The organism is Pantoea sp. Ap-870 (assembly GCF_011752515.1).
Lineage (GTDB): Bacteria > Pseudomonadota > Gammaproteobacteria > Enterobacterales > Enterobacteriaceae > Pantoea > Pantoea dispersa.
In genome coordinates, this window is the sequence record NZ_VWXG01000009.1 from 84,102 (window position 1) to 108,637 (window position 24,536).

Annotated in this window: 18 protein-coding genes; 8 read left to right on the top strand and 10 right to left on the bottom strand. The window is 57.4% G+C overall.

The window, feature by feature from the left end:
- Positions 1-139: 139 nt before the first annotated feature.
- The 3 genes from F3J41_RS19215 to F3J41_RS19225 form a co-directional block, all read right to left on the bottom strand.
- Positions 140-1,609, bottom strand: a complete 1,470-nt coding sequence (locus F3J41_RS19215) for a SulP family inorganic anion transporter (RefSeq protein ID WP_136545726.1) — start codon at positions 1,607-1,609, stop codon at positions 140-142.
- A gap of 2 nt (positions 1,610-1,611) precedes the next feature.
- A complete protein-coding gene (locus F3J41_RS19220; RefSeq protein ID WP_166712184.1) occupies positions 1,612-2,253 on the bottom strand; it encodes a carbonic anhydrase in 642 nt (213 codons plus the stop codon).
- Positions 2,254-2,833: 580 nt separating this feature from the next.
- Positions 2,834-3,643 (bottom strand): 5'-nucleotidase, lipoprotein e(P4) family, encoded by an 810-nt coding sequence (locus tag F3J41_RS19225; RefSeq protein ID WP_058771313.1) that lies wholly within the window; start codon positions 3,641-3,643, stop codon positions 2,834-2,836.
- Between the two features lie 109 nt (positions 3,644-3,752).
- Between F3J41_RS19225 and F3J41_RS19230 the strand changes: the two genes are divergently transcribed.
- Entirely contained in the window at positions 3,753-4,463 is a 711-nt protein-coding gene (locus F3J41_RS19230; RefSeq protein ID WP_166712116.1) for a polyphenol oxidase family protein, read from the top strand.
- A 31-nt stretch (positions 4,464-4,494) separates the two neighbouring features.
- Here the strand turns inward: F3J41_RS19230 and F3J41_RS19235 are convergent, their stop codons facing one another.
- The 4 genes from F3J41_RS19235 to F3J41_RS19250 all read right to left on the bottom strand — a co-directional run bounded on the left by F3J41_RS19235 (position 4,495) and on the right by F3J41_RS19250 (position 8,570).
- Positions 4,495-5,814, bottom strand: a complete 1,320-nt coding sequence (locus F3J41_RS19235; RefSeq protein WP_058771315.1) for a gluconate:H+ symporter — start codon at positions 5,812-5,814, stop codon at positions 4,495-4,497.
- Positions 5,815-5,893: 79 nt separating this feature from the next.
- Positions 5,894-6,658 carry a gluconate 5-dehydrogenase gene (idnO, locus tag F3J41_RS19240; RefSeq protein WP_166712118.1) on the bottom strand — a complete coding sequence of 255 codons (765 nt, stop codon included), beginning with the start codon at positions 6,656-6,658 and terminating at the stop codon, positions 5,894-5,896.
- 9 nt (positions 6,659-6,667) lie between these two features.
- On the bottom strand, positions 6,668-7,699 hold the full coding sequence (gene idnD / locus F3J41_RS19245) for an L-idonate 5-dehydrogenase (RefSeq protein WP_166712120.1): 1,032 nt from the start codon (positions 7,697-7,699) through the stop codon (positions 6,668-6,670).
- Between the two features lie 169 nt (positions 7,700-7,868).
- Positions 7,869-8,570, bottom strand: a complete 702-nt coding sequence (locus F3J41_RS19250) for a response regulator transcription factor (RefSeq protein ID WP_058759838.1) — start codon at positions 8,568-8,570, stop codon at positions 7,869-7,871.
- Positions 8,571-9,070: 500 nt separating this feature from the next.
- Between F3J41_RS19250 and F3J41_RS19255 the strand changes: the two genes are divergently transcribed.
- The 3 genes from F3J41_RS19255 to F3J41_RS19265 all read left to right on the top strand — a co-directional run bounded on the left by F3J41_RS19255 (position 9,071) and on the right by F3J41_RS19265 (position 15,796).
- Positions 9,071-12,748: an ATP-binding protein gene (locus F3J41_RS19255; protein ID WP_166712122.1), complete on the top strand. Its 3,678-nt coding sequence runs from the start codon at positions 9,071-9,073 to the stop codon at positions 12,746-12,748.
- Between the two features lie 99 nt (positions 12,749-12,847).
- Entirely contained in the window at positions 12,848-13,471 is a 624-nt protein-coding gene (locus tag F3J41_RS19260) for a response regulator transcription factor (RefSeq protein WP_021509694.1), read from the top strand.
- A 318-nt stretch (positions 13,472-13,789) separates the two neighbouring features.
- Positions 13,790-15,796, top strand: a complete 2,007-nt coding sequence (locus tag F3J41_RS19265) for an NADPH-dependent 2,4-dienoyl-CoA reductase (protein ID WP_166712124.1) — start codon at positions 13,790-13,792, stop codon at positions 15,794-15,796.
- On the opposite strand, the gene rlmG is transcribed toward F3J41_RS19265, so the two are convergent.
- Positions 15,797-16,915: a 23S rRNA (guanine(1835)-N(2))-methyltransferase RlmG gene (gene rlmG / locus F3J41_RS19270; RefSeq protein WP_166712126.1), complete on the bottom strand. Its 1,119-nt coding sequence runs from the start codon at positions 16,913-16,915 to the stop codon at positions 15,797-15,799.
- An 81-nt stretch (positions 16,916-16,996) separates the two neighbouring features.
- Between rlmG and F3J41_RS19275 the strand changes: the two genes are divergently transcribed.
- The gene (locus tag F3J41_RS19275; protein ID WP_166712128.1) at positions 16,997-17,497 is read left to right on the top strand and encodes a M48 family metallopeptidase; all 501 of its coding nucleotides are present in this window, start codon (positions 16,997-16,999) and stop codon (positions 17,495-17,497) included.
- On the opposite strand, the gene F3J41_RS19280 is transcribed toward F3J41_RS19275, so the two are convergent.
- A complete protein-coding gene (locus F3J41_RS19280) occupies positions 17,494-19,182 on the bottom strand; it encodes a chloride channel protein (protein WP_166712130.1) in 1,689 nt (562 codons plus the stop codon). The two genes, F3J41_RS19275 and F3J41_RS19280, sit on opposite strands and share 4 nt — an antisense overlap.
- A 137-nt stretch (positions 19,183-19,319) precedes the next feature.
- Here F3J41_RS19280 and F3J41_RS19285 point away from each other — a divergent pair, with 137 nt between their 5' ends.
- From F3J41_RS19285 to sstT, 3 genes are all read left to right on the top strand, one after another.
- A complete protein-coding gene (locus F3J41_RS19285; protein WP_166712132.1) occupies positions 19,320-20,306 on the top strand; it encodes a Gfo/Idh/MocA family protein in 987 nt (328 codons plus the stop codon).
- A 255-nt stretch (positions 20,307-20,561) separates the two neighbouring features.
- Positions 20,562-21,533, top strand: a complete 972-nt coding sequence (locus F3J41_RS19290) for a TerC family protein (RefSeq protein ID WP_166712134.1) — start codon at positions 20,562-20,564, stop codon at positions 21,531-21,533.
- Between the two features lie 228 nt (positions 21,534-21,761).
- Positions 21,762-22,997: a serine/threonine transporter SstT gene (sstT, locus tag F3J41_RS19295; RefSeq protein WP_058771322.1), complete on the top strand. Its 1,236-nt coding sequence runs from the start codon at positions 21,762-21,764 to the stop codon at positions 22,995-22,997.
- Positions 22,998-23,043: 46 nt separating this feature from the next.
- Here the strand turns inward: sstT and F3J41_RS19300 are convergent, their stop codons facing one another.
- Positions 23,044-24,534, bottom strand: coding sequence for a UxaA family hydrolase (locus F3J41_RS19300; protein WP_166712136.1), 1,491 nt, complete (start codon positions 24,532-24,534; stop codon positions 23,044-23,046).
- Positions 24,535-24,536: the final 2 nt, after the last annotated feature.

Consider the following 24,536-nt stretch of genomic DNA (forward strand, 5'->3'; position numbering starts at 1 on the left):
AGACGAGCTACCAGCCCTGCCAAAAGGGAGTGAAACAGGCAGGCGCTGTGATCGGCAATTATGCCGTATAAATAAAAAAATCGGATATCCGGGATATCCGATTCTGGCGAAAAAAACTGCATGACTGCGCGCGGTAGCGTTATTTCACCGCTACCGGCCACTGGCTCAGCCGGATGCCGCGCTCACCGGCGCTATCCCCGAAATCCTGCAGCACCGCTTTCACGTCCGGATCCATATACTCGGCGTTATCGTGATCGACAATCACCACGCTATTTTCCGGGATCTCCGCCAGCAGCCCCTGCAACTTCGGGTTGTGCATGAAGGTCAGGTTTTGCTGAAAGCGCAGCACGTAATGGTCGTCATAGCGGGTAAGCTGCAGCGCGTTGCGGTGGCTTTGGTAGATGCTGCACAGAATCTGCGTCGCGATACCGATGCCAATCCCGGCCAGCATACCAAACACAATGATACCGCCGATGGTGGCAAGAAACGGCACGTACTGCTGCGCGCCCATGCGAATCTGTTCGACGAACAGGCGCGGCGTTGCCAGCTTGTAGCCGGTATACAGCAGCACCGCGGCCAGGCTGGCGAGCGGAATCGCGTTAAGCAGGGCGCTGAACCACAAGCCACAAATCAGCAGCAGCACGCCGTGCAGCAGAATCGACAGTTTGGTTTGTGCACCAACGCTGACGTTGACCGAGCTGCGCACAATCACCGCGGTAATGGGCATCGCGCCGAGCAAGCCGGCGGTCAGGTTACCGATGCCCTGCGCGAACATCTCTTTATTCGGTGACGGCGCCGGGTGCTGCGGACGCAGTTTTTTCAGCGCCTCCTGGCTGAGCAGCGTTTCAAGGCTGGCCACCAGCGCCAGCGTAATCGCTACCACCCACACCGACGGATTCTGCCACGCCAGCCAGTCAGGAGTTTCCAGCTCCGCCACCAGCGCCGACATACTGTCAAACGCCGGCAGTACGATACGCGGCAGGCCTTCGCCGAGGCTGGGAAAGAGGCGATCGCCTAACACCGTGGCGAGGCAGCCAAACAGCACCGCCACCAGCGGGCCGGGGATCCAGCTCAGCGCTTTAACCGCTTTGATCGCGGGCGTGGTCCACAGCCACAGAATCAGCAGCCCGCTACCGGCCACCAGCATCGCGCTGAGCGAAAACGAAAACTCACCGCTGACCAGCGACTGCAGACCGGCATCGCTCGCGGCGCCCAGCGCTACCGGAATCTGCTGCATAATCAACAGCAGGCCAATGGCCGCCAGCATCCCTTTGATGACACTGCCCGGCACCAGCGAGATAAAACGACCGGCGCGCAGCAGGCCGAGCATGCACTGCAGCACGCCAGCCAGAATCAGCGCAGTGAGAAACGCGGAAAAGCTGCCGAGCGTCTGGATTGAGGCCACAACAATGGTCACCAGCCCCGCCGCCGGGCCGCTCACGGCAAAGCGCGAGGGACTGAGCGCGGTAACCAGCAGACCGCCGATCACCCCGGTGAGCAGACCGGCAAAGGGCGGCAGACCGCTGGCCTGCGCGATGCCCAGACACAGTGGCAGCGCCACCAGAAACACCACCAGACCAGCAGGAATATCCTGACGAAGCGTTTGCAGATTCATGATGAGGGTTCCTCTGACGATTGCTGTATTAACTCTTTCAGATGGCCGGACTGCAGGTCATAAACGCAGCCAAATACATCCAGCTGCTGTCCGGCCTGCCAGGCCTGTTGCACCGGCTCGCAGCGCACCAGCTGGCTAAACTGGGCGATGACATTGGCTTCAACCAGCTGGTTAAGCTTACTGCTCTCCTCTTCCTGCGCGGGACTGGCGTGATAGGCCACTAATCCCTGCTGCAACGCGCGGCGCAGCGCGGCAATGCGCCTGGCGAGCGCCGAATCCTCCTGCGCTAACGGGCTGGCAGGCAGACCCAGCGCCGCCTGCACGCCGCCGCAGCCGTAGTGACCGCACAGCACAATGCGCTCGACGCCGAGATAAAAAATCGCGTACTGCAGCACGCTGAGAAAGTTGTCATCATCGGGTAGTACCATATTGGCGATATTGCGGTGCACGAATAGCTCGCCCGGATGCGAGCCGGTCAGCACTTCTGCCGGTACGCGACTGTCGGAACAGCCAATCCATAAGGAGTGGGGTTTCTGCTGATGCAGATATTGTTCAAAGTAATCTGGATTACGCTCGCGGCGCTGGAGTGCCCAACTGCGATTTTTCGCTAATAAGGGTTTAAGGGTCGTCACAATTATCTTCTCTCTGTATCCGCAAATAGCGCTTCCGGGCAAATAAATGCATGGCGCAGCACGGTTTTAGCGTTCTGTGGCAGGTGAATACGGCGCTTTCTCACAGAAATTGGTTATAGACGCTTATGAATTGATTTGCACCAGGAATATTTCAGCCCGGCAGAAGAAGCGACCTTATGTAAAATAAGTGTCAGCAAATGTCATGAAAAAGTAAGTTAATGCAAGTGACGCAATCAGCAGGAATTTCATTAAAAATAAATATAATCAGTCTATTAATAATATTTTTTAAAACGCATTTCGGATGCACTGACAAATATATACACGTAAAACTTTTACGCCTTTACGCTGGTATAGTGGATTACGCTCTGCTCGCTGAGAAAAATCCTAATTACTAAATTTATGAATAGTGTTATCAGCTGGTTTTAACGTTATTTGCGATGATATTTCACTGAAGGCGGCGGAAGGATTAAGTAAGAGATCGGGAAAATGATAAGCAGAATAATAATTACAAAGAAACGTAAATATCAATGGCGCTGACTGCCTGCGATAAGCGCCCGCCAGGGCAGGCGCTATTTCGCTTGACGAATTATTTACCGTTCCAGGCTTTCATGCGGGATTCACGCACCTGCAGCTGCTGTTCCGGGGTTAACTTATTGTAGTTTTCAGCCATGCCGCTCTCCCAGTCGCCGTACAGTGGATTGGGCAGCACAATGAACTGGGTGCCGAAACGCTGATGGTTGAGCGTGACAAACTGCTGGCGCTGGGCGTTGCCCTGATGCCAGGTGGCACCGCCGAAGTCATTCAGGTTATCGCCGATATACAGCACCACGTTGTAGCCGGCGTTTTTAATCGCGTCGAAACGCGCCTGTTTATTGGAGTTGCCGGTACTGAGACGCACGGTTTTGTCGCTTACGCCGCTGAAGCCCAGCTTGTTGAGGTTATCGACCGTGGCCGCGTAGTCTTTCTGATCGCGGTTCGAGACGTAGAACATGGTGCCGCCGTGGCTATTCACGTAGTTGGCAAATTCGACGGCACCGGGCACCGCGGTCGCCTGGCGCGCCTGCGTCCACGCTGACCAGGTTTTCCCGGAGAACGGCTGGCCGTTTTTTGCCTGCCACGCGCTGTAGGCGCTGTTATCGATCATGGTTTCATCCAGATCAACAATCACCGCTTTGGGTTTGCCGGTGAGCGAAGGAGCGTTATCAAATGCCATGCGTGCCGTATTGAACGCCTGCCAGCTCAGCGCCTGATACTCGCCAGACTGCTGGAACCAGTTGACTGCCAGCACCGACTGCTGACCGAGTTGCTGCTGAGCCTGCTGTTTTTGCGGTTGGGCACAGCCGGTGAGCGTCAGGGCAATCAGGCCTGCCGCGGCCAGCCAGGAGGTGTTTTTCATCATGTCGTCCTTAAGTGATTATGGTCAGTTTTTGTAAAGCTTTAAAAATGTAGCAGTTAACGTAAGCTGTGGGCAGAGGAAAACCGGGGTCAGGTCACAGGAGACACTTATGGATAATCGCGGGCCGCGCTCGGCGCTGCTGGAGAGTCAACGCTGGCTGGAGTATGCCTTTCAGCCTGCCGGTCAGCCGGCACCGGCCGCTGCGGCGTACGGACAGCAGCGGCACAGCGCAAAAGTGGTGCTGGCCGGGCAAAACCGGCCGCCGAAAAGTTGTGAATCCGATGGGGTGATCAGTGACGATCATCAGCCGGTTGCGGTTTACACCGCTGACTGTCTGCCGGTGCTGTTTGCCGATGTGAAAACGCATCAGGTGGCGGCGGTACATGCCGGCTTGCAGGGTACGCTCGGCGGCGTGCTGAGCAGTGCCCTCGATCAGCTGCTGGCGGGTGGCGCGACGCCGGCATCCCTGCTGGTGGCGATCGGTCCGGCAATCGGCCCGTGCTGCTATGAGCTGGGCGTCGATCGCATCGCACAGATGCAGCAGCGCCCGGACCTGCCGGCGCTAAGCTGGTCACAGCAACAGCCGCGGAATCCGCAGGCGATCCGCCCTCAGGCGCGGGCACATCATCAGGGAGTATGGTTTGATTTGCCTCAGCTGGCGCAGGACCTGCTGTTACAGCGCGGCATTCCGGCGGCGCAGATTGATCGCGTGGCGGTGTGTACTTATTGCATGGCAGAGGCGGGTTCGAGCTATCGCTATAACACCCATTTTGACAGCGGCTATCAGTCACGTTTCTCGTGGATTCGCCGCCGCGCGTAAGCACGCTTCACCTCCTTGTGAAGCACGAGCCTTAGTGAATGATGGCGTTGAGAGCCAGCACACCGGCGAGGCCGAGGATGGAGATCAGCGTTTCCATTACCGTCCAGGTTTTCAGCGTTTCAACCACGCTCAGGTTGAAATAGCCTTTGAACAGCCAGAAACCGGGATCGTTCACGTGCGAGGCGATCACGCTGCCTGAACCAACCGCCAGCACCATCAGCGCCGGATCGGTATGGGTAGCGGCAATGATCGGCGTCACGATGCCGGCGGTGGTGATCGCCGCGACGGTGGCCGATCCCAGCGCGATGCGCAGCATTGCCGCCACCGTCCAGCACATCAGCAGCGGTGACAGCGACGATCCTTTCATCAGATCGGCGATATAGTTACCGACACCGCTATCCACCAGCACCTGCTTAAAGGCGCCGCCGCCGGCAATGATAAAGACGATCATGGCGATGGCGGCAATCGAATCGCCACACATATCCATCACCTGCTCCATTTTGCGCCCGTTGCGCAGACCGAGGGTAAACACCGCAATTACCACGGCGATAAACAGCGCCACCGCCGGGTTGCCGATAAATTCAAAGAACTGGCGTAGCGCATTCTCTTTCGGCATCGTCAGTTCGCAGACTGCCGCAATCGCCATCAGCACTACCGGAATCACCGCGGCAAAGATGCTGATAAAGAAGCCCGGCATCTCCTCTTCGGTGAAGATTTTAGGGTTATACAGCCCTTCCGGCGGCGACTTTTCGAAGCTTTTGAGGAATTTTGAGAAAATCGGGCCGGCAATGATCACCGTCGGGATGGTAATGATTAAGCCGTACAGCAGCGTGGTGCCGAGATTGGCACCAAAGATGGTGGCAATGGCGGTTGGGCCGGGATGCGGCGGCAGGAAGCAGTGTGTCACCGACAGCGCTGCCACCATCGGCACGCCGACGTACAGCAGCGGCAGTCCGGCCGCCGCAACGATGGTGAACACCAGCGGCAGCAGCAGTACAAAGCCGACTTCGTAGAACATCGCCAGACCGACGATCAGTCCGGTGACCACCAGCGCCCACTGCAGCCGCTGTTTACCGAACGCGGCAATCAGCGTGGTGGCCACCCGCTGGGCAGCGCCGGTGTCGGACACCAGCCGCCCGAGCATGGCACCAAAGCCGAGGATCATCGCCAGGCCGCCGAGCGTGGAACCAATACCTTTCTGAATCGAGGCCATCACATTGAGCGGCGTCATGCCTTCGGCGATACCTACCACCGCCGAGACAAACACCAACGCAATGAAGCCGTTGACCTTGAAGACAATCATCAGAACCAGCAGCAGTATCACACCCAGCACAATTATGGTTATTGGCATTTTTTATTATCCTTAGGAAGACAGAGGGGTGTTTAAGGTTTAGGCGTGCGCCGGCAATTACGCCAGCCGCGCCACGGCATTACACGGCGACGCGCATACCGCCATCAACAAACAGCAGATGGCCATTGACGAAATCAGATGCGCCCGACGCCAGGAACACCGCCGCGCCAATCAGCTCTTCCGGCTTGCCCCAGCGTGCGGCCGGCGTACGTTTGGTCAGCCAGCCGGTGAAGGCCGGATCGTCAGCCAGCGTCTGGGTCATCTCGGTGACGAAATAGCCCGGTGCAATGGCGTTAACCTGAATATTGTGGCGCGCCAGCTCCACGCACATGCCGCGCGTCAGCATGGTGACCGCGCCCTTGGAGGCGGCATACGGCGTGATGGTGTCGCGCCCCAGTTCGCTCTGCATTGAGCCGATGTTGATGATTTTTCCGCGCTGACGCTGCACCATTCTTTTCGCCACGGTTTGTGACACCAGAAACACTGCTGTCTGGTTGACGGCAATCACGTCGTTCCAGTCCTGCTCGGGAAACTCAAGAAACGGCCGGCGGCGCTGAATGCCGGCATTGTTCACCAGGATATCAATCGCGCCCCACTGACTTTCAATCTCCTCCACCGCCTGCTGAACCTGCGCCGACTGCGTGACGTCAAAGGCTTTCGCCCGCGCGTGATAACCCAGCTCGCGCAGTTTCGCCGCGCCCTGCTCTGCGCCGTCCCCGGTGGTGGCGTTGATGATCACTTCCGCGCCCGCCTCCGCCAGACCGCGCGCCAGCAGAAAACCGATGCCGCGCGCCGAACCGGTGAGCAGCACACGCTTGCCCGTCAGGGAAAATAGCTGACTCATACTGACTCCTTAAAACGTTAACTGGACTTTCGCCGCCCGGGTTTTATCACCGGCAAACTGCAGTGCCGCGTCGATATCCTGTAAGTCATATTCTCCGCTGAACAGCGGCAGCGGATTGACCACGCCGCGTGCCAGCCAGTCAACCGCCGTGTTGAATTCGTGGGTGAAACGGAAAGAACCGACCAGATTGATCTCTTTGGCGATCAGCGTCATCAGCGGAAAATCCGGAATGGTACCGCCCATGCCAACCTGCACCAGCGTGCCTTTGGCGCATACCACGTCGAGACAGCGCTGCAGCGAAGACGGATGGCCGGAAGCCTCGAAAGCGATATCAAAGAAGCCTTTATCTGCAAGGTAGGGCGTGAAATCACCGTCAGCCGCGTGGATCACCCCGGTCGCGCCCATCTGCTGCGCCAGGCTAAGCGAGCGTTCGCTGATATCGCTGCAAATAATCTCCGCGGCTCCGCGGGCTTTGGCAGCGGCGGCAATCAGACAGCCAATCGGCCCGACGCCGGAAATGAACACGGTTTTGCCGCTCAGATCGCCCGCCTGCTGCGTGGCGTGGATGCACACAGCCAGCGGTTCAGCAAACACCATCACGCTGTCATCGGCCTCCTGCGGAAACGGCACGCACTGCGCGCTATCGACCACTTTGTATTGCGTGAAGCCGCCATCCACGTGCGGCAGATACATGGCGCTGCCGAAAAAGCGCATAGAGGTGCACTGATTTTGCTGCTCGCGCAGACAGTATTTACAACTGCCGCACGGCTTTGAGGGATTGACCGCCACTTTTTGATTGGGCTGGAGCTGCGGATCGTCGCTCTCCACCACGTAGCCGATCACTTCATGGCCGAGGATCATCGGCATCTTCACTTCAAAGCTGCCGACTTTACCTTCCTGATAGTAGTGCAGATCGGACCCGCAGATGCCGCCGCGCGTGATGCGTACCAGCGTGCCGGTGCCGTCCCACTGCACCTGCTGCTGTGCGACGCTGACCTGTTTTTTACCGGTAATGACGCAGGATTGCGTTTCAATGTTCATTGTAGCCCCTTCAGTGCTGTAGCAATGGGGGCTATCACAGCCGGATACGGCCGGCGAAACTGTGACGAACATCACTCAACGCGATGTTACAAAACGGCTGTTACCGGGAACGTGATGCAGAGAGGCGGAAAAGCAGACGGCGGCCATCCCTGACCGCCTTAAAGAAAGATTAGCTGCCCGACATCAGGTCGTGGCTGTATTTGAACAATTCCGAATCCGAGCGCAGGCCGAGCTTTTTCAGCGCCGATTGCTTTTGTCCGCTGACGGTTTTGCGGCTGCGTTTAAACTTCACGGCAATTTGCGACACGCTAAGTCCATCCAGAAAACAGCGCACCACTTCTACTTCGCGCGGACTGAGGGTTTTGACCTTCTCGTACATATTGCCTTTGCTGGAGAGATCGAGGTTTTCGTTGATGGCGTCTTCATTCATCACGTAGAGGTTTTCCACCTCGTACGCCACTTCCTGCGACAGGAATAGCCGCCCCTGCGCCACCTGGCGAATCGCCTGGACGATCTCCTGCATATTGTGGCTTTTTCCAATAAAGCCCTTAACGCCGGCGCTCAGCACCATTTTGACAATCGCCGGACTCTCCATGGACGATGAGATCAATATCTTTTGCTGCGGATAGTGATTTCGCAGCTGTTTCACCAGGGCCAGGCCATCCAGTTCCCGCTCGCCCAGCAAAAAATCCAGCACCAGCACATCCACCGTGGTGCTGCGCAGCTGACTAAACAGTTCATTACTTGAAGACCAGGTCCCGACCAGATGAATATCGGGTTCGTGTTTCAGGCATAACTCGAAAACGGTACGAACCATCGGGTGATCATCAAGGACAGCGACACGCACCTGTTTATTATGTGCATATACCATTCTTTTATTCCTTTATTACAGTCTCAATTTTGTCCAGTACTGATAACCACACCAGTGAAAATGACCTGAAAGTATGCGCTGACCGCTGCCGGGAAAATCGCTTGCAACGGTTTAAACCAAACGTCACCAGGTTAACAAAAATTAGAATTTTGCTTACGCGTTTAACTTATTACCGCTAATTAAAAGGTAGTTTTACCGGATGAATGGACAGCAGCGGTGAGCGGCCCCGGAAAAACTGCGAAAATTCTGACGTAACTCTGTGAAAGGACCACATAAGAATTGTCTTGAAAGGTCATTTTATGGATAAACCGTTGAAATATTTGAAATCAAAGCAAAAGCAATATCTAAAAAAAATCATGAATGTTAATAATAAGTTAAACATTCGAGAATGGTCGCAAAATATCCTTAATGCGGCATTAGATCAGGCAGGCGGGAAAAATCTCTTTATACTCCTTTTCCCTTATCGGCATTAATGACTTTATTTTCTTCAGGAACGCACGGTGTTTAATCCTGTTAATTTCATCCGTCTGGCGGGCGTGGTCCTGTTTATTTTTTTTGGCGGCGCGCTGCAGGCGCAGGTCAAACCATTGCAGCTTTTAGCGCGTTACGATACCGCCCAGCCCGCGCTGCAGCTGGCGGAGCCCATCTCTTCTGCCTTTCGAAATAAAGTAATTAAAGTCGCGGTGGCCGGTAAAGCACAGCCACCGATATATATGGATACCGATACGCGCCGCTTCGAAGGCCTGAGCGCCGACTACCTGTCGCTGATTCAAAGCATGCTGGAGACCAGCATTGAGCTTTATCACTTCCCCAGTCATAGCGCCGCGCAGCAGGCGGTACTGCAAGGCGAAATGCATATGCTGGCGATTTACGTCGCCCAGCCGTCGTCACAGTCGCAGCCGCTGCTGGCCAGCGCCCCGTGGATGCTGGATTACAGCGTGATGGGACTAAAGACCGACAGCGACCTTTTTCTCAATAACGGCATGCCCGAGCAAATCGCCTGGTCAGGCACGCCGCTGCAGCGCCAGTACCTGGAAGAGACATACGAAAACGCGCAGCTGGTGCGTTTCCCGGGCTACTATGATGCCGTCGCCGCCACCGTTTATGGCCAGACGGCGCGCGTCTGGGGAAATGCGGCGACGCTGACGCACCTCAACCGCTATCTGTTTGCCAACGCGCTTACTATTCTGGCCGATGAGCATACGATTCCGCTCAACGTCGGTTTCGGCATCAGTCCGCTGTATCCTGCGCTGGCCGACGCCATCAACCAGGCGCTGCCGCAGATTCCGCTGTCTATCCGCATGCAGATTGCCAAACGCTGGCAACTCGATCCCCATCATGTACTGCAACGTAATCCGCTGGCGCTGACCGCCGACGAAGAGCAGTGGCTACAAAACAACATTCACATCGAGACCACCTTGCCGCTGGCGCAGGCACCGCTCAGCAGCCGGACGCCAGCAGAACAGTTTCGCGGTATGGCGCCGGACGTGCTGGAGCTGATCACCAGCCAGACCGGCCTGAATTTTGTAGCGCACGCCAGTCATGAACACCCCGGCGGACGTCCTTTGCCAAAGCTGTTTCCGCTGGAAATTCTGGAGCCACAGTTCGAAGCACAACCGGCTCTGATTACGCGTCCGTGGCTGGTATCGCATTGGGTGATCATTCGCAATCAGCAGCCGGGAAACATTATGGCGCGCGACACCTTTCCGTTTGGTTCGGCGCTGATGCTAAAAAATTCGCTAATGAAAAGCTGGCTGCAGGAGCACTATCCGCACCTGTCGGTCAGCGATACCGATCGTCCGCTGGATGCGCTGCGCCAGCTGCTGGCGCGCAAGGTCGATGCGGTGATCGTGCCGAAAATTTTTGCCGACTACCATCTGCGCAACCATTTTGGCAGCGGGCTGATCGTCGAGGGTACACTGGGCGCCGATCCCGCGCGCTTTGTGATGCGCGTTGAGCCCGGCAATGAGACGCTGATCAGTATTCTCGATAAAGCGCTGCTGGCCATCCCACCGGAAACCCTGTTTAAGCTGATGGCGCAGTGGCGTCAGGCGGAACCGCCGTTTCTCAGCGGCTCGTGGCAGAATTACAAGCAAACGATTCTGCTGATCGTTTCGGTATCGCTGGGATTGATTGTGCTGATCCTGCTGTGGAACCACCATCTGCGCAAAGTGATTCAGCAGCGTATGCAGGCCGAGAATGCGCTGAAAAATCAGCTCAATTTTACCCACACGCTGTTTAATGACTCGCCGGTGGCGATGTACATCCGCGATAAGCAAACGCGGCTGGTGGATTGTAATAATGCCTATCTGCGCTTTTTGCACATCAAACGCGACGAGGTAATCGGCAAACGACTGTCGGACGTATTCAACACCAATAACGCCAGCATTCACACCATCGAAGATGGTTATCAGCAGACACTGCTGGATGGTGAAGCGGTAATGCGCGACGTCCAGCTGATGTTTGGCCAGCAGGCCTTCCATCTGTACCACTGGACGCTGCCGTTTCGCGATCGGCTGGGGGAAGTTGCCGGGGTGATCGGCGGCTGGGTCGATGTCACCGAACGTAACGCGCTGTTGCAGGAGCTGCAGCTGGCCAAGGACACCGCAGACAAAGCCAACCGCTCCAAAAGTGAGTTTCTCGCCAGCATGAGCCATGAGATCCGCACGCCGCTGCACGCCATCATTGGTCTGCTGGAGCTGGAAACCCGCTCGCAGCCGTGTGAGACGCTGTCAGAAAATATTCGCGTCGCCTACAGCTCGGCGCGTGCGCTGCTGTCGCTGATCGGCGATATCCTCGATCTGTCAAAGATCGAATCTGGCCAGTATCAACCCACGCCGGAAACCGTCTACCTGCCGGATGTGATCGATCAGGCGGTGACACTGTTTCGCAACAAGGCCGAAAGCAAAGGGATCGATCTGCGCGTAGAAATGGACATCGCGGCCTACTGGGTACAAACCGATCCGCTGATGATCAACCAGATCCTGTCTAACCTGTTGAGTAACGCCATTAAATTTACCGATCGCGGCAGCGTAACCGTGGTGCTGATGCAGGGGATTGGCCAGGAAGAGGAAGGCTGTGAGTTCGTCATAGAAGTGAGTGATGACGGCTGCGGCATGACCGAAGAGCAGCAGCAGGCGATCTTTGAGCCTTTTGTCCAGGTCGGTGAACGTCAGCAGCAGCAGATTGGCACCGGTCTTGGCCTGAGCATCTGCCGCAATCTGGCAGAACTGCTGGATGGCGAACTGATTGTGGAGAGTACGCCAGGTGAAGGGTCGGTGTTCTCCTTCTACTTCCGCGCGCCGGCCGGCGAACCGCGCGATCAAACCCAACCGCATCTGTCACAGCCGCTGGTCACCGACAAGCTGTCGGTGCTGGTGATTGATGATCATGCGCCTAATCGCCTGCTGCTGGGTAAACAGCTGGAGCTGGCGGGCCATCAGGTGGTGGTGAGCGAAAGCGCCGTCGAAGCGCTGAAGCTGTGGCAGCAGGATCCGCTGCGTTTTGACCTGATCATTACCGACTGCAATATGCCCGGCATGAACGGATTTGAATTTGCCCAGGCGCTGCGCCAGCATGAACGCCACCATCATCTGCCGCCGATCACGCTATACGGCCTGACCGCCTCCGCCGAGCAGCACATCATGCAGCGCTGCCTGCAGGCTGGCATGAACGACTGTCTGTTCAAGCCGCTGAATCTGGATACGTTGCTGGCGCAAATCACCCACTGTCCGCGCCGCACGCCAAACGCGCCTGACAGCGAGGCTGCCGCCGGCGTGACCGGGCAACCTGCTGCTGACATCCCCGCTGCCGCGCTGCCGGCCCCTGCGGCGGTTCCGACTTTTGCGCCGCTGCTGATGCAGCTGGCTGAGCGCGATCCTGCCAGCTGCACCACCCTGCTGGAAAGTATTCGCACCAGCCACGATGAATTGCTGGCGGCGCTGCAGCAAACCACTGATGCTCACGCGCTGTCACAGCTTGGTCATAAGCTGAAAGGCGGTGCCAGCATTCTTAACGCCAGCGCGCTGATGGAGCTGGGGCGCAAGCTGGAGAAACACCAGCAGGAAGGACACGATGTCGCGCAGCTGATTGCCGCCATCGCGTGCGAGATAAACACCGTCAATGAAACATTAATTATCTTTGAACAATATCGGCTGAAAAATCAGCAGGTTTTATAAAAACATAATCTTATCAAGACATTTCTCGGTTCGCCGGGATAAGCCGCCAGACATAATGTCCGCCAGCGCCATCATATCGGTGTCGTAAAAGGGAGATCTATGTTTAATGCAAAAATTCTCATCGTTGATGAGCATCGCCTTGTTGCGGCTGGGGTGCAGGCTTTATTATTAATGAATGGCTTTAATTGTGTCACTACAGCAAACACAATTAATGATGGTATTGACGATGTTATTCATCAGCACATCGACATCCTGATTTTAGATCCTGATTTTAAAGAGAAAAATGGCATCGCCTTTTTACGCGATATCGTAAAATCTAAAACCTGGATGAAAGTCATTCTGCTCAGTCAGAGCAGTAACAATCACCTGCTTATACAATCGCTTAGTCAGGGTGCTAACGGCTTCGTGTCGAAATACGATCCGATTCAGACGCTGATCGCCGCCATTGGCTGCGTATTTAACAATGTAAATTATCTGCCCGGCGATATTCTTGACCGGCGCCAGCGCTATGTTAATGAACAGGATATGCTGTCGCGCCTGACCGAGCGGGAAACGCTTATTTTACGTCAGCTGGCGCAGGGAAAATCCAATAAAATCATTGCCTGTGAATTAGGATTAAATAACAAAACCATCAGTACTTATAAAACTAAAATTTTTCAAAAGCTCGAATCAAAGAATCTGGTCGATATTATCGAACTGGCACGGCGAAACGGTGCCTGCTGAAGCCAAAATCAAGACCAGTCTTGCGGATTAATTCGACTGAGGCATGGCATCATCACCTCGTCCTCACCCGGGATTGTTATAGAGATTGAGTCATACAGGAATTTATAACCACAGAGCTAATTTATTAGCCCAATCTTCATGCCATTACAGGGCGCGCAGGTTTCTTCCCGTGCCTGGCGAAAGTGGTCCGATACTTTCGTCTGCGACTTGCCGCCCTGCTTTTTTTTGATGTTTCTCACAGGCTGAGCGCCGCAAATTTCCAGCCCGCACTTTTCCCGCTAGAGTTCACTCATCCGACCACTCACTGAGTAAGTGATCATGACTGAGCGTTATCCGCATCTGTTTGCCCCGCTGGATCTGGGCTTTACGCAACTGAAAAACCGTTTCCTGATGGGCTCAATGCACACCGGTCTGGAAGAGCATGCTGATGGCGCACAGCGCCTCGCTGCCTTCTACGCCGAGCGCGCCCGGGAAGGCGTTGCGCTGATTGTGACCGGCGGCATCGCGCCGAATGCGCAGGGTGTGGTGGCGCAGGGCGGAGCCATGCTCACAAACGAAACCCAGTGCGGCTGGCACCGCCAGATAACCGATGCAGTACATGCACAGGGGGGCAAAATTGCGCTGCAGATCCTGCACGCCGGACGTTACAGCTATCAGCGCGATCTGGTGGCGCCCTCGGCGTTACAGGCGCCCATCAACCCGTTTACACCGCAGGCACTGAGTGAAGCGCAGATTGAACAAACCATCGCGGATTTCGCGCGCTGCGCCCGGCTGGCGCAGCAGGCCGGTTACGACGGCGTCGAAATCATGGGTTCCGAAGGCTACCTGATTAATCAGTTCCTGGTCGCCCATACCAATCAGCGCGACGACGGCTGGGGCGGTGATGTGGCGCGGCGGCAGCGCTTTGCACTGGAAGTGACGCAGGCGGTGCGCGCCGCCGTCGGTGATGCCTTTATTATTATTTTTCGCCTGTCGATGCTCGACCTGGTGAATAACGGCAGCTCGCTGCAGGAGACGCTGCAGCTTGCCACGGCGCTGGAGCAGCGCGGCGTGACGCTGTTCAACAGCGGCATTGGCTGGCATGAAGCCCGCATTCCCACCATTGCCACCTGCGTGCCGCGTGCCGGTTTCGCCTGGGTCACGCAGCATCTGCGCCAGCACGTCAGCGTACCGGTTATCGCTACCAACCGTATTAATCATCCTCAGGTGGCGGAAGAGATTGTGCGCGACGGTATTGCCGACATGGTGTCGATGGCGCGGCCATTTCTTGCCGATGCCGCGTTTGTCAGCAAAGCGCAGGCGGGCCAGCCCGACGCCATCAATACCTGCATCGCCTGTAATCAGGCCTGTCTCGATCAAATCTTTGCCGGTAAGGTCACTTCCTGCCTGGTCAATCCGCGCGCCTGTCATGAAACGCTGATGCCGGTCATCGCCGTCGCGCAGCCAAAACGGCTGGCGGTGGTGGGTGCCGGTCCGGCCGGTATGGCGTTCGCGCTGCAGGCGGCGCAGCGCGGCCATCACGTCACCCTGTATGAAGCCGATGCGCAGATTGGCGGCCAGTTTAATATTGCCCGCCAGATCCCCGGCAAAGCGGAGTTCAGCGAAACGCTGCGCTATTTCCGCCATCAGCTGGCAGCCGCAGGCGTTGAGCTGTGCCTGAATCATCGCGTCAGCGCCGACGAACTGGAACAGGCGGATGAAGTTATCATCGCGACCGGCATCACACCGCGCCAGCTGGCGATTCCGGGCATCGATCACCCCAGCGTGCTGAGCTATCTCGAGGTGATACGCGACAAAAAACCAGTTGGCCAGCGCGTGGCGATTATCGGTGCCGGCGGCATTGGTTTCGACACCGCGGAGTTTCTGCTGCAGCACGCCGATCGCGAGGAAGACTTCTACCAAAGCTGGGGCATCGATCGCAGCCTGCAGGCGCGCGGCGGTTTAGTGCGTCCACAGCCGGCTCCCGCCGACCGCCAGATCTGGCTGCTGCAGCGTAAATCCGGTAAGCCGGGCGCCGGGCTGGCGAAAACCACCGGCTGGATCCATCGCGCCAGCCTGCAGGCGCACGGCGTGCAGATGTGGGGCGATGTCGAATATCTGAAGATTGATGATGACGGGCTGCACCTGCGCCATCAGGGGGAAGCACTGACGCTGGCGGTAGATAACATCGTGATTTGCGCCGGACAGGAACCGCTGCGTACGCTGGCGCAGGCGCTGGCCGCACGCGGCAAAGCCGTGCGGCTGATCGGCGGTGCCGACGTCGCGCAGGAGCTGGACGCACGGCGCGCCATTGCTCAGGCCACTGAGCTGGCGCTCAGCCTGTGATTAACGCAGCTTGACCGAACGCAGCACCACAAATTTGGCGTTAGAGGCCACCAGCTCGCAGTTGCCAAACAGCTTCTTCATTTTCTGATGATAGCCAAGGTGGCGGTTGCCGACGATGCGCAGCTCGCCGCCATACTGCAGGCAGCGTTTGGCGTCACGCAGCATCTGCCACGCCAGGTGGTCGGTCACCGCGTGCTGCTGATGGAACGGCGGATTGCACAGCACCGCATGCAGCCGGTCCGACGGAAAACCGCTCAGCACGTTGTTAACCCGAAACTGGCAGCGCGCCAGATCCTGTGGCCGGTTGAGCTCAACGTTAAGCTGGCTGGAAGCCACCGCCATGTAAGATTCATCGACGAACAGCACCTCGGCCTGCGGATTCTGTTCCAGTGCCTGCAGGCCGATCACGCCGTTACCGCAGCCGAGATCGACGATTTCGCCCTCAATATCGTGCGGCAGATGTTGCAGAAAGAAGCGCGCGCCAATATCCAGCGCGGCGCGGGCGAACACATTGGCGTGATTGTGGATGTGATACGGCGTCTCGTCGAGCGGCCACACGGTGGTCGCCGGCACGTCCGCCAGCGCCGGGGCGCTGAAATGGCTGTAAATCAGACGCGCTTTTTTCCACGCCAGCGAGGTTTTGCTCGCACCAAGAATGCGTTCAAACAGCTGCAGCGTGGAATTGTGGATATCTTTGGCTTTACCGGCCGCCAGAATCAGGGTATCCGGCGTGACGACCGTCCGCAGCGCGCGCAGCTGGTGCTCAAGCAGCGCCAGCGCTTTGGGCAGCTTAATCAGTACCGCCGCCGGGGCAGCCGGCAACGGCGCCAGGCTATCAAGAAAGTGTACCGACGCTTCATCCAGACTGTTGAGACGCAGATTCTGCCGGGCGGCCTGCTGGCTGAGCCACGAGTCGCTGACGTGCCAGATTTCCCGATCGTTCAGCCCGCAGGTCAGCGCGCCAAAGCTGTCATTGAATACCAGCACCGGGCCTGCCGGCAGCGCCTGCTGCAGCAAATATTCATCTGCGGCGTCCCACGCCTGTAGCGGGCTCTCTTCGCGCATCGGCGGGAAGCGCTGAAGCGTCAGCGTGCGATCGGTCAGTTCAAGTTGGCTCATGGAATCTCCGGCGTGGTACACTTTGCGCGATTTTCGCCCTGAAAAGGGGGCGCAGTATACTGTCTTTCGTCGGGAATCCCAATGTCATTAATCTATCTGCAGGGTTACCCTGAAAACATCCTCGAACAGGTGCAATTGCTGATTGATAATCAGCGATTAGCCGCCTTTTTGCAGCAGCGCTATCCCGATAGGCACGACGTCGTCAGCGACCGCGCGCTTTATGACTACACGCAGGCGCTGAAAAACCGCTATATGCGCAGCGCGCCGCCGGTCAGCAAGGTCATCTGGGATAATAAAATCAAAGTGATGAAGCATGCGCTTGGCCTGCACACCGCCATTTCCCGCGTGCAGGGCGGTAACCTGAAAGCCAAGGCTGAAATTCGTATCTCGACCTTTTTCCGCCTCGCGCCGGAACCCTTTCTGCGCATGATCGTGGTGCACGAACTGGCGCACCTGAAAGAGAAAGATCACAGCAAAGCCTTTTATCAGCTGTGCTGCCACATGGAACCGGACTACCACCAGCTGGAGTTCGACGCGCGCCTGTGGATGACCGAACAGGCGCTGCGCGGCAACGCGGCCTAAAGAAACTCCTGCGCTTTCTGGATCAGACTGGTTTTGGTTAATGCGCCAAGGAAGCGACGCTCCTGCGCATTATTCAGCACCGGTAAACGCTCCAGCGTCACGCGTGCAAACGCCTCCCAGCCTTCACGCATGCTCTGGTGCTGGTAAATGCAGGGGAAATTATCATTCATCACGCTGCTGACCGGCGAATCCAGCGTGATCTCCTGTGCCAGCACTTTGCGCGAAATATCATGAATTGATACTACGCCAAGAAACTGACCGGCCTGATTAATGACGTAGACGTAGCGCTCGCGCTTGAGTGAACTCACCGCCAGCGCCTGCCCGACCGATTCCGCCGGCTGCAGCGCCGCGCCGGGGATGATCAGCTGATCAACCCGCATATTATCAAAATCATATTTCGCTTCTGAACGATTAAGGTGATGGCTTACCACCGGATAGGTGCTGGCGGACTGCAGCCGGTAGACCAGCATTGACGCCAGTACCGAGGCGATCATCAGTGGGAACAGCAGGCTGCTGTTGAGCGTCATCTCCAGCACCATCAGCATCGCCATCAGCGGCGCCTGACTGACCGCCGCCAGCACCGCCGCCATACCCACCGCCGCATACAGCAGCGTATTGCCCACCGGCAGATGCAGCAGCACGCCAGTCTGCGCCAGCGCCACGCCGAGCAGCGCACCAATCAATAATGAGGGCGTGAACAGGCCGCCTACCGCGTTGGAGCCAACCGAGAGCGTAGTAGCCAGCATTTTCAGCACCAGCAGGCCGAGCAAACCCGCCAGCAGATAGTTGCCTTCAATGATTTTCACGATCACTTCATAGCCGTTACCAAGGATATCGGTGGAGATCAGCGCCAGTAAGCCAACCGCAAAACCACCTGCGCCCAGCCTGAGCGGCAGCGAGCGCACGCGGCTGAACAACGCTTTGCTGCGCGCAATCAGCTTGATCAATAGCCAGCCTGCCACGCCCGCAGCAAACCCAATGATTACCGTCATCAGCAGGCTGGTGAGATCCATTTGAAACAGCGTGTCGGAGAGCGGATAGAGCGCACTGCGAAAGCCCAGTGACCACATGGTCATTACCGCCACAGCCGAGGCGATAATCAGCGGTATCAGCCGCTGTAGCGCAGAGATGCCAAACGCGATTTCCGCGACAAAAATCGCCGACGCCAGCGGGGCGTGATACACCGACGACAGACCGGCGGCCGCCGCCATCGCGACGATGTCGCTGTTGCGCATATTGAGGGACGCTGGCAGCCAGCGCCCCAGCAGGCTGCCGCTCAGCGCCGACAGCTGCACCATTGGCCCCTCTTTACCAATCGATGCCCCGCTGCCGATACTGGCAATCGACGACAGCGCGCGAAACAGCGAGGTTTTGGTGGGCACCGCATCCAGCCGCGCGTTAATCACTTCAAGGTAATCGGTTTTCACCGTCTCCTGCTGCTCAATCGCCACCGCGTAGCGCAGGAACCAGCCGGCCAGCAGCCCGCCCGCCCCCACCAGCAGCGGCCAGAAGATCCACGGCCAGACGTGCATCGCGACCGTGATTTCGCTGTCGCTGTGAAACAGCAAATGATTGATGAGATCGATGATGCCGCGAAACGCCAGCGTGACCAGCGAGGCCACCAGGCCCACCGGAATGGCGATCAGCAGTGTGGTCCAGTTCAGTGCGTGTTTGCTTCCGCTCACCCGGCGTCCCCGCATGTCGGTTAAAAAAGGGTTTGGCATCATCATATTGGAATGCGGATCGCAGGATCAAATTTCGCCTGCCTGCGCCGCCAGGGAACATGCTACTCTGCCGCTTTCAGAGTGAAGGAGAACCAGCCGTGATACGTTTTGCCATTGTGGGAACCAACTGGATCACCCGCCAGTTTATCGACGCCGCGCATGAGAGCGGTAAAATGAAACTGAGCGCCGTCTATTCACGCAGCCAGCAGCAGGCCGACGCCTTTGTCGCGGATTATCTCTGTCCGCTGACCTTTACCTCACTCGAGGCGCTGGCGGCAAGTGCGGAAATCGACGCGGTGTATATCGCCAGCCCCAATGCGCTGCACTGTGAGCAGGCGCTGCTGTTCATGTCGCACGGCAAACACGTCATCTGCGAAAAACCGCTGGCCTCTAACCTGCGTGAAGCTGAGGCGATGATTGCCTGTGCGCGTCAGCATCAGGTGGTGCTGTTTGAGGCGTTCAAAACCGCCAGTCTGCCGACGTTCCTGCGCCTGCAACAGGCACTGCCGCAGCTGGGCACACTGCGCAAAGCGCTGTTCAACTACTGTCAGTACTCGTCACGCTATCAGCGCTATCTCGACGGTGAGAACCCAAATACCTTCAACCCGCGCTGGTCCAACGGTTCGATCATGGACATTGGCTACTACTGTCTCGCCGCTGCCGTTACCCTGTGGGGCGCGCCGCAGCAGGTGAAAGCTGAGGCCTCGCTGCTGGCAAGCGGCGTCGATGCGCACGGCGTGGTAGTGCTGGACTACGGCGATTTCGACGTCACGCTGCTGCACTCAAAAGTGAGTGATTCCCTGATTCCCAGCGAAATCCAGGGCGAAGCCGGCTCGCTGGTGATAGAGAAAATTTCCGAGTGCCAGCAGCTGCGCCTGATTCCGCGCGGCGGCGAGAGCCAGAACCTGACGCAGCCACAGCACATCAATACTATGCTGTATGAAGCAGAGACCTTTGCCCGGCTGGTGGAAACGCGCCAGGTGGAGCACCCTGCGCTGGAGGTGTCACGCATAACCGCCCGGTTGCTGACAGAGATTCGTCGCCAGACCGGCGTGGTGTTTCCGGCGGATCGGAAAGAAGTGTAAATATTGCAAAATATTACAGCCTCCCCATTGAATCTGGTCGCTGTTGCACGTATGTTGGCCGCAGCAAAGGGGAGTAACTTGTAAGCTGACCGATCGTCATTACGATGCGTAGCGCATCCGGTCGTCAGGCAACCCGGAATTGATTCTGTGTTGTAAGTGAGACCTTGCCGGAAGGCGAGGTTTGCTTGCAGCTCTATAAAGCGGCTGACGTCTTCTGACTCAGCCGTTTTTTCATTTTCAGGACAGGATACGACTATGCACTCTGTAGGCACACCGTTACTCTGGGGCAGCTTCGCTGTCGTCGTGCTCATCATGCTGGCGATCGATCTCTTCTTACAGGGACGACGCGGCGCACAAACCATGTCATTCAAACAGGCTGCCGTCTGGTCGCTGGTATGGATCTCCGTTTCTCTGCTGTTTGCCGCCGCGTTCTGGTGGTATCTCGACGGTAGCGCCGGGCGCGAAGTGGCAACCGCGCAAACCCTGGCTTTCCTGACGGGTTACGTACTGGAAAAAGCGCTGGCGGTCGATAACGTCTTCGTCTGGCTGATGCTGTTCAGCTACTTCGCCATTCCGTCTAATCTTCAGCGCCGCGTGCTGATTTACGGCGTGCTGGGCGCGATTGTGCTGCGTACCATCATGATCTTTGCCGGCAGCTGGCTGGTCACACAGTTCAGCTGGATCCTCTACATCTTCGGCGCTTTTCTGCTGTTTACCGGCATCAAAATGGCCTTCGCGAAAGAGGGCGATGACGCTGCCGTCGGCGATAAGCCGGTGGTGCGCTGGCTGCGTAAGCATCTGCGCATGACCGATGAACTGCACGGCGAAAAGTTCTTCACCCGCAAAAACGGCGTGCTGTTTGCCACACCGCTGCTGCTGGTGCTGATTATGGTGGAGCTAAGCGATGTTATTTTCGCTGTCGACAGTATTCCGGCTATTTTTGCCGTCACTACCGACCCGTTCATCGTGCTGACCTCTAACCTGTTCGCCATCCTTGGCCTGCGCGCTATGTACTTCCTGCTGGCCAACGTGGCAGAGCGCTTCTCAATGCTGAAGTACGGTCTGGCGATCGTGCTGGTGTTTATCGGTATCAAGATGCTGATTGTCGAGTTCTATCACATTCCGGTGGCGATTTCGCTGACGGTGGTCGGCGTGATTCTCAGCGGTACGCTGCTGATTAACGCCTGGGTAAACCACAGAAACGACCAGAAAGGCATCTCACGATAATCTTCTGCAGGGGCGCTAATCGCCCCTGCTTTGTTTCGCCAGTGCCAACCTTCGCGTTTCATATCTCTGTCACACTTCCAGTCATCAGCAGATCAAAAAACCGATCTGGCGCGCACCGGCAGAATTATCTCTTTTCTCGTCAGCTCTTTTCCTTATACTCCGCCGGGCAAACCGTTTGGCGCGGAGCAACCGCGCACAACACTCATACCGCGATAAAAAGACCGTAATATGCTAAATAATCTTCTTCGACCGCTGGGCGTCCTGTTCTCAGGCAGTCTGGTAAAACAAATCATGATTGGCCTGGTTGCCGGCGTGGCGCTGGCGTGGCTTTCACGCGATGCCGCGTTAGCCGTCGGTCTGCTGGGCGAACTGTTCGTGCGCGCGCTGAAAGCTGTGGCACCGCTGCTGGTGCTGGTGCTGGTGATCTCTTCGATTGCCAACCATCAGCAGGGGCAAAAAACCAGAATTCGCCCGATCATTATGCTGTACCTGCTGAGTACCTTCTTCGCGGCGGTGGTCGCGGTGATTTTCAGCCATCTGTTCCCGCAGACGCTGTCGATGGACGTCGGCGCGACCGAAATTACCCCGCCGTCCGGCATCACCGAAGTGCTGCACGGCCTGCTGATGAGCATGGTCGCCAATCCGATTGAAGCGCTGATGAACGCCAACTACATTGGCATTCTGGTGTGGGCGGTTGGTCTTGGCCTGGCGTTTCGTCATGCCAGCCCGAGCAGCAAAGCCTTTCTGAATGACGCGTCGAATGCCGCAACCTGGGTGGTGCGCTGTGTGATTCGCTGCGCGCCGCTGGGCATTTTTGGCCTGGTGGCATCGATTCTGGCCTCAACCGGCTTCGGCGCGCTGTGGCAGTATGCTCACCTGCTGACGCTGCTGATTGGCTGCATGCTGATTATGGCGCTGGTGGTCAACCCGATGCTGGTGTTTCAGAAAATCCGCCGCAATCCTTATCCGCTGGTGTTTACCTGCCTGCGCGAAAGCGGCGTAACGGCGTTCTTTACCCGCAGCTCGGCGGCGAATATTCCGGTCAACATGGCGCTGGCCAAACGCCTGAATCTGGATGAAGACACTTATTCGGTATCGATTCCGCTGGGTGCGACCATCAGCATGGCGGGTGCGTCAATCACCATTACCGTACTGACGCTGGCTGCGGTGCACACGCTGGGCATTGCCGTGGACGTGCCCACCGCTATTCTGCTGAGCCTTGTCGCCTCGCTGTGTGCCTGTGGCGCGTCCGGCGTGGCGGGCGGTTCACTGCTGCTGATTCCGGTTGCCTGCAACATGTTTGGCATTCCTAACGATCTGGCGATGCAGGTGGTTGCGGTCGGTTTTATCATCGGCGTACTGCAGGATTCCGCCGAAACCGCACTCAACTCCTCGACCGACATTCTGTTTACCGCCGCCGTATGTCAGGCGGAAGCGGAACGTCAGCCTCGCACCGCCGGTTAACCCGCGTCGCGGCACCCACCGGTGCCGCGCTTTAACCGCTGACGCATTAAAGCGTCACGCCACTCTTGAAGATTGCCAGCTCGCGGAAATCATTCGCTTCATTACGCGCCGGCTGGCCGTTTGCAATCGCCACAATAGTCTCAACAAACTCCGCCAGCAGCGTCTCCATGCAGGTGCCCTCCAGCAGTCGTCCGGCATTGAAATCAATCCAGTGCGGCTTTTTCTCCGCCAGCGGCGTGTTGGTGGCGATTTTCACGGTGGGCACGAAGCCACCGTACGGCGTGCCGCGTCCGGTGGTAAACAGCACCATATGGCAGCCGGCTCCGGCCAGCGCGCTGGTGGCGACCGCATCGTTACCGGGCGCGCTGAGTAAATTGAGCCCCGGCGTGCGCAGCCGCTCACCGTATTTCAGCACATCCACCACCTGACTCTGTCCGGCTTTTTGCGTACAGCCCAGCGACTTCTCCTCCAGCGTGGTGATGCCGCCCGCCTTGTTGCCCGGCGATGGGTTTTCATAAATCGGCTGCTGATGATCGATAAAGTAGCGCTTGAAGTCGTTAATCATCGCCACCGTTTTGTCGAAAATCGCCGCATCACGGCAGCGGCTCATCAGGATGCGCTCGGCACCAAACATCTCCGGTACTTCGGTCAGCACCGTGGTGCCGCCGTTGGCGATCATCTGGTCAGAGAAACAGCCGAGCAGCGGATTGGCGGTGATGCCGGAAAAGCCGTCCGAGCCACCGCATTCGAGACCAAACTTCAGCTCGCTCAGTTTGCCCGGCTGGCGACGGTCGTGACGCATCACGTTGTACAGCGCATGCAACCGCTGCAGGCCGGCTTCCACTTCATCATCCTGCTGCTGACACTCCATAAACTGCACACGTTCGCTGTCAAAGCCGCCCAGCGTGTCGCGAAAGATATCGACCTGATTGTTTTCGCAGCCGAGTCCAATCACCAGCACCGCGCCGGCATTGGGATGACGCACCATATTTTGCAGCATGGTGCGGGTATTTTCGTGATCCTGCCCCAGCTGTGAACAGCCGAAGGGATGGCTGAACAGGTGCACGCCGTCGATGCCGGCCGCGTCGTCACTCTCCCGGAGGAAGCGTGACACAATCTGCCGGGCGATGCCGTTCACGCAGCCGACGGTCGGCAAAATCCACAGCTCGTTACGAATGCCAACCTCACCCGTGGCGCGACGATAGATCTGTACCTCACGATCCGCCGCCTGCGGTGGCAGCGTAAGGTGTTCCGGCTGATAGTGATAGTCATCGACATCGCTCAGATTGGTGCGCGCGTTGCTGGAGTGAATCAGCTCGCCGACGGCGATCGGCTGAGTGGCATGGGCAATCGGCAACCCATACTTAATCACCTGCTCGCCACTGTTGAGCGGTTGCAGCGCAAACTTGTGGCCGCGCCCGATATCCTGCTGCAGCGTAATCCGCTGTTCTGCGACGATAACCTGGGTGCCGGCCGCCAGATCCTGCAGCGCGACGGCGACGTTGTCGCGTGAATGTATTTTGATTGCCTGTTGCATCG

What these genes read in the sequence shown, in the direction of transcription:
- F3J41_RS19260 (WP_021509694.1), top strand. Translation starts at nt 12,848, where the DNA reads ATGTTTAATGCAAAAATTCTCATCGTTGATGAGCATCGCCTTGTTGCG.
- sstT (WP_058771322.1), top strand. Translation starts at nt 21,762, where the DNA reads ATGCTAAATAATCTTCTTCGACCGCTGGGCGTCCTGTTCTCAGGCAGT.
- idnD (WP_166712120.1), bottom strand. Translation starts at nt 7,699, where the DNA reads ATGAACATTGAAACGCAATCCTGCGTCATTACCGGTAAAAAACAGGTC.
- F3J41_RS19300 (WP_166712136.1), bottom strand. Translation starts at nt 24,534, where the DNA reads ATGCAACAGGCAATCAAAATACATTCACGCGACAACGTCGCCGTCGCG.
- F3J41_RS19250 (WP_058759838.1), bottom strand. Translation starts at nt 8,570, where the DNA reads ATGGTATATGCACATAATAAACAGGTGCGTGTCGCTGTCCTTGATGAT.
- rlmG (WP_166712126.1), bottom strand. Translation starts at nt 16,915, where the DNA reads ATGAGCCAACTTGAACTGACCGATCGCACGCTGACGCTTCAGCGCTTC.
- F3J41_RS19230 (WP_166712116.1), top strand. Translation starts at nt 3,753, where the DNA reads ATGGATAATCGCGGGCCGCGCTCGGCGCTGCTGGAGAGTCAACGCTGG.
- F3J41_RS19290 (WP_166712134.1), top strand. Translation starts at nt 20,562, where the DNA reads ATGCACTCTGTAGGCACACCGTTACTCTGGGGCAGCTTCGCTGTCGTC.
- idnO (WP_166712118.1), bottom strand. Translation starts at nt 6,658, where the DNA reads ATGAGTCAGCTATTTTCCCTGACGGGCAAGCGTGTGCTGCTCACCGGT.
- F3J41_RS19225 (WP_058771313.1), bottom strand. Translation starts at nt 3,643, where the DNA reads ATGAAAAACACCTCCTGGCTGGCCGCGGCAGGCCTGATTGCCCTGACG.
- F3J41_RS19275 (WP_166712128.1), top strand. Translation starts at nt 16,997, where the DNA reads ATGTCATTAATCTATCTGCAGGGTTACCCTGAAAACATCCTCGAACAG.
- F3J41_RS19235 (WP_058771315.1), bottom strand. Translation starts at nt 5,814, where the DNA reads ATGCCAATAACCATAATTGTGCTGGGTGTGATACTGCTGCTGGTTCTG.
- F3J41_RS19265 (WP_166712124.1), top strand. Translation starts at nt 13,790, where the DNA reads ATGACTGAGCGTTATCCGCATCTGTTTGCCCCGCTGGATCTGGGCTTT.